Genomic DNA, 5512 nt, shown 5'->3' with positions numbered 1-5512 from the left:
GTTTTTTTTATGAAATCATAGTTAGAAATAATTTATTGATAAATAAGTTTTAACAAGGAAACTTAGTGGTAAACTTGGTGCAACAAACAATAAGGGGGAGTTTCATGGTGAAGATCAACAATTATGCAAAAAAAGAGAATTATGTTTTTGATCTAATTCAAAAAATCGGAAATTTACCAGAAAAAGACCAAGAAAAATTTCGAGCATCTTGTCGAGCAATGGTTTATAACTATAACGACATATTGATGTTCAATGGATTTAAGGGTGAATTTGCTTGCTTTTTAGTCAGTGGGTTGGTGGCAAGCCGTTATTACAATTTTGAAAGTGATAAAGATCAATATATGACGTTTTACAAACAACAAGAGTTATTTTATCCCTCGCATGAGGTATTTGATGAAGACCATACTGAAGAAGAACTGGTCGTATTTTCCGATAAAGCGATCATTGTTGTTATTCCCGAAGATATTATGCATGAATATCGAGATAAATCGCCCTTCTTCAATGAAATGTTACGCGAGCAGATGGCGTATCAATTGCAAAAAGAACGGCTCTATAATATATATTGCAATCTATCCTCGACAAGAGAACGGATCAAGAATACGCTTTTCTACTTGGCTGTGCTCTATGGGAAGGTCACAGATGAGAATTGGATCCGTTTGCCTCGGCGGATCGACCAAAATGTTTTAGCTTCTTATACTCGTGCATCTACGTCACTAGTCAATATGATCGTCAAAGAATATTGCAGTCAAGGATTAGCTAAACGGGGACGAAGAAAGCTATTGCTAGACCGCAAGTTAGTGATGGATTATGTTGCAAAGACAGGTTTTAATAAATTTTTGGTAGAGGTCGAGTGAGCCTGATTTTGCTTGCTAGCAGAAGTTTGTTAAAATAGAGATACAATCTTTTGTCTTGAGGTGATTTTTGTGAAAAAAGAAATGCGCCAAGGAAAGATCGAGCAGCTGATAAATCAGCAAGTCATCTCTAATCAAGAAGAGCTGATGCAAGCATTGCAAGCGATCGGGATCAGTGCGACGCAAGCTACGATCTCACGAGACATCCGTGAGATGCAGATCGTTAAGCAACAGGATGGTAATGGTAACTTGCGCTATGTGATCTTTAAAGCTAATAATCAATCTGAGCAAGATAAACTGTATAAAGCGATTTCTGATGCAGTTACAGCGATCACGACTGTCGAGTTTATGAACGTGATCCACACGACACCGCGAAATGCCAATGTTTTGGCAGCGATCTTGGATGATTTAGCGCTACCTGAAGTTGCAGGGACTTTAGCTGGTTTCGACACAGTAGTTGTGATCAGCCCTTCACGTGAGTTAGCCATCAAACTGTACGAACTATTTATGGAACATGTTGATCCAGATAATCTACTTTGATAATTATTTCTTGAAAGGCCGTGACAGTTGTGTTACGGTTTTTTGCTCGTTAAATAATATTAAATTTTTTTCAAGTTTGGTGGAACTTAAGCGAGATGTGCTAAGATGATAATTAACGATAAATAGAAAAGGAATTTATGCGATGAACGATTTTTTAGAAAAATTGCGCCAAGCGATAGGCTACTATGGTAAAAAGTTCTGGAGTTGGTTTCTAGCCAAGAGCCGGCGTTACCAATTATGGCGGTGGTTGGTAGTTATTTTTTTAGCGAGTTTTTTATGCATGAGTATCTATCTAACATTTATAGCCAAAACATCTAATGTTAAAGGCCTAAAGAATGCGTTAGAGCAAGCAACTGAGATCTACGATAAAAATGATCAAAAAGCAGGCTATCTTTATGCTCAAAAAGGTACTTGGACTGCGATCGATGATATTTCACCTAACGTCATTGATGCTGTATTGTCGACAGAAGATCGTAACTTCTATAAAGAATATGGTTTCTCTGTCAAGGGGATCGCACGTGCGGGGTTGATGCACGTAAAAAATAAATTGACTGGTGGAAATGCGGTCACCGGTGGGGGGAGCACTTTAACGCAACAGTTAGTTAAAAATGCTTTCCTTTCACAAGAGCAGACGCTTTCTCGGAAAGCTAAAGAGATCTTTATTGCGATGCAAGTTGAAAATACTTATAGTAAAAAAGAGATCTTGGCAATGTATCTAAATCACGCTTACTTTGGCAATGGGGTCTGGGGTGTTGGTGATGCAGCTAAACGTTATTTTGGAACAACTGCTAGCCAATTAACGGTTCCGCAAGCAGCTACTTTAGCTGGGATGTTGACCAGTCCAAATGCCTATAATCCAGCCGATCATCCCGAGGCTTCTAAAAAACGGCGAGATGTGGTCTTAAGTTTGATGGAAGATAACAATAAACTGACAGCAACTCAAACTAAAGAATATCAAGCTACACCGATGGTAACAAGTAATACGTATACCTATAATTCAGGCTATAAGTATCCATATTATTTTGATGCAGTCATCTCAGAAGCGATCAATCGGTATGGTTTGAGTGAAGCAGATATTATGAACCGTGGCTATAAGATCTATACTTCACTTGATCAAAATTACCAAGCGACATTCCAAGAAGATTTTGCTAATGACTACTTATTTCCAGATAACGCTGCTAATGGGGCTAAAGCTCAAGGAGCTTCGGTGGCGCTTGATCCTAAAACAGGTGGTGTAGCGGCTGTCGTTGGTGGTCGGAGTGGGACCCATGTCTTTCGTGGCTATAATCGGGGGACACAGTTGGTGCGCTCACCAGGTTCAACGATCAAACCATTGGCCGTGTACGCTCCGGCTTTAAATAAGGGTTACCATTATGATTCGGAACTGCCCGACGAATTGAAAGCTTATGGAACTAATAAATATACGCCACATAATTGGAATAATGTTTACGGCGGTGATCTTCCGATGTATAAAGCCTTAGCTGAAAGTAAAAATACTTCAGCGGTATGGTTGTTAAATAAGATCGGGGTCAAAACTGGTTTTGATAGCGTTGAGAAATTTGGGATAACGCTGGATCCTTCTGATGAAAATTTGAGTTTAGCACTAGGGGGACTAAAAAAAGGGGTCTCGCCTTATCAGATCGCAAGTGCATATACGGCTTTTGCTAATGATGGTGTACGCTATGATCCCCATTTTATCACGAAGATCGTTGATGCTTCGGGCAAGACGATCGTTGATAATACTGAAGTTGATTCAACGCGAGTCCTTTCAGCTAAGAATGCCAATGAGATGACGAGTATGTTGATCGATGTATATACGATGGGGACAGGAACGAATGCTAAACCAGCTGGTTATACGATCGCTGGTAAGACGGGATCGACGCAAGGTAATGGGGTCGATCCGATGGCTGCCGATACTGATCATTGGTATGTGGGCTATACACCAGATGTAGTTGTGGCTACATGGGTCGGCTATGATTCTAGCAAAGATTCGATCGAAGATGCTGGCAATCGTGGTGGAGCTAGTCTTTTTAAGACCCAGATGGAAGGTATCTTACCATATACTAAGGAAACAAAATTCGAAGTCAAGGCAGCTTCAACGATGGCAGCTGAGAATAGTGCTGCCGATAATAGCAATGAGAGCTGGTGGGATAAGATCAAGAATGCGGGACAAGAGGGTACAAGTGATTGGAAACAAACTGCAGATTCGTGGCTTCAAAAAGGAAAAGATGCATTAAATAGCCTGTTTGGAAATTAGTTTTTTTAAGGCTTTAGGTAAAACTTTTTTATCAAAGTGCGTTATAATAGACTTATTAAGAATCAAAGGAGCGATATTATGGTCAATATTTATGATACAGCTAATCAAATGGAACAAGATTTGAAGCAAACACAACAATATCAAGAATTAAAAGCAGCTTATGAAGCTTTGAAAGCTGATGAAAAAGCTTATGCTTGTTTCAAAGAATTGCAAGATCTTCAAGGTCAATTGCAACAAAAACAAATGCAAGGTAATATCACAGAAGAAGATTTCAAAGAATTACAAGAAGCTGGTGCTAAAGCTAAGGACTTTGAAACATTACAAACATTGATGTTGAAAGAACAAGCTTTGAGCATGTTGATGGATGAAGTAAGCAAGATCATCTTCCAACCAGTTCAAGAATTATACCAAGATTAAAATGAACAAAAGAGCTCTGCGGGGCTCTTTTTTTAGTCCTACTAACTAGATCGAAAATGTGGTAAAGTTAGTACGAAACGAGGAAAAATAAATGAATGGATAGGACAAGAGCGTGTTAAAAAAATTATTTGATTATAAAGTTGATGAAAATTTAGAATTATTTGTATTGATCAAGTCAGCTGAAACGCGGATCGCTAAGAATGGTAAAAAGTTTATTGCTTTTAATTTTGCTGATACCTCTGGTGTGATCAGTGCTAAATTTTGGGATGCTTCAGATGATGATATCAAGCGGTTTGAGGCGGGCAAAGTTGTTTTCTTGAAAGGTAAACGCGAAAATTATCAAAACAATCCCCAGATCAAGATCTTCAAGCTCAGGTTAGCTAATGACAAAGAGCCAAATGATCCGGCGCTTTATCTTCAAGCGGCACCAGAAAAGACCCTTGTGATGGAAGAAGAACTGAATCAATATGTTTTTGAGATCGTTAATCCAACATGGAATCGGATCGTGCGTTATTTACTCAAAGAATACCATGATGAGTTCTTTAAATTTCCAGCTGCTAAATCCAATCACCATGCTTATGCAGGGGGCTTAGCGTTCCACACATTATCGATTTTACGCTTGGCTAAAGCGGTAACGGAACAATATGAAGAAGTTGACAAAGCCTTACTCTATGCGGGAACTATTTTACATGATTTAGGTAAGGTTTTAGAGTTATCGGGACCCGTAGCAACAACTTATACGCTAGCTGGTAATTTGATCGGACATATCGTTTTGGTCGATGAAGAGATCGTTAAAGCTTGTGCGGCGTTAAAGATCGAGCTTGAAAGTGAAGATGCGATCTTATTGCGACACATGATCTTAGCCCATCATGGGTTATTGGAGTACGGTTCACCAGTGCAACCACATTTGTTAGAGGCCGATATTTTACATCAATTAGATAATCTTGATGCTTCGATCCAAATGTTAAAGAAAAGTTTAGCCCATACCGAGCCAGGCAATTTTTCAGAGCGGATCTTTGGGATGGAGGGGCGTAATTTCTATCAGCCTAAACAAAAATAATTGCCTGATAGGGTCACCTTGGGTTTTGTAGTATAGATCAGAAAGTGGATTTTATGTAGCTTAGGCCTTAAAAGCACATAAAACAAAAGAATTTTTACAAGAAAATGTTAAACTGATCAGCCAAGCTAGCACGAAAGTAATTTTTGAAAAGTTATTTAGCCCAAATAACAGCTAGTTGTAAAAAAGCAAAGAGCTTTACAATAGACTAAAAGGGGCAGAGATGATGAATATCGCACAGGTCAGTGAAAAATTTGATATCACCAAAGAAACTTTGCGCTATTGGGAAAGATTAGGATTACTACCTACGATCCCACGTAATGAGAGTGGTTATCGTGATTATGGAGGAAATAACTGTTAATTAAAATGCATTAAAATATAATAAAATGT

At 38.8% G+C, this 5512-nt stretch carries 5 protein-coding genes and 1 pseudogene; all 6 read left to right on the top strand.

Translation table 11 applies throughout. From position 1 onward, the window contains the following. Positions 1 to 104: 104 nt before the first annotated feature. Entirely contained in the window at positions 105 to 854 is a 750-nt protein-coding gene (locus LMU01S_RS09435) for a Crp/Fnr family transcriptional regulator (RefSeq protein WP_225354627.1), read from the top strand. Positions 855 to 923: 69 nt separating this feature from the next. Next, on the top strand, positions 924 to 1391 hold the full coding sequence (locus LMU01S_RS09430) for an arginine repressor (RefSeq protein WP_004048131.1): 468 nt from the start codon (positions 924 to 926) through the stop codon (positions 1389 to 1391). Between the two features lie 142 nt (positions 1392 to 1533). After that, positions 1534 to 3648 (top strand): PBP1A family penicillin-binding protein, encoded by a 2115-nt coding sequence (locus LMU01S_RS09425; protein WP_056958797.1) that lies wholly within the window; start codon positions 1534 to 1536, stop codon positions 3646 to 3648. Between the two features lie 78 nt (positions 3649 to 3726). After that, positions 3727 to 4065 (top strand): YlbF family regulator, encoded by a 339-nt coding sequence (locus LMU01S_RS09420; RefSeq protein ID WP_056958799.1) that lies wholly within the window; start codon positions 3727 to 3729, stop codon positions 4063 to 4065. A gap of 112 nt (positions 4066 to 4177) precedes the next feature. Then, positions 4178 to 5125 carry a 3'-5' exoribonuclease YhaM family protein gene (locus LMU01S_RS09415; protein WP_056958801.1) on the top strand — a complete coding sequence of 316 codons (948 nt, stop codon included), beginning with the start codon at positions 4178 to 4180 and terminating at the stop codon, positions 5123 to 5125. 223 nt (positions 5126 to 5348) lie between these two features. After that, a pseudogene (locus LMU01S_RS10350) lies at positions 5349 to 5465 on the top strand (MerR family DNA-binding transcriptional regulator); the annotation flags it as partial. Positions 5466 to 5512: the final 47 nt, after the last annotated feature.

This window comes from Ligilactobacillus murinus DSM 20452 = NBRC 14221 (genome assembly GCF_001591685.1).
GTDB lineage: Bacteria > Bacillota > Bacilli > Lactobacillales > Lactobacillaceae > Ligilactobacillus > Ligilactobacillus murinus.
This window is presented reverse-complemented; position numbering and strand designations above follow the sequence as displayed.

What these genes read in the sequence shown, in the direction of transcription:
- LMU01S_RS09435 (WP_225354627.1), top strand. Translation starts at nt 105, where the DNA reads ATGGTGAAGATCAACAATTATGCAAAAAAAGAGAATTATGTTTTTGAT.
- LMU01S_RS09425 (WP_056958797.1), top strand. Translation starts at nt 1,534, where the DNA reads ATGAACGATTTTTTAGAAAAATTGCGCCAAGCGATAGGCTACTATGGT.
- LMU01S_RS09420 (WP_056958799.1), top strand. Translation starts at nt 3,727, where the DNA reads ATGGTCAATATTTATGATACAGCTAATCAAATGGAACAAGATTTGAAG.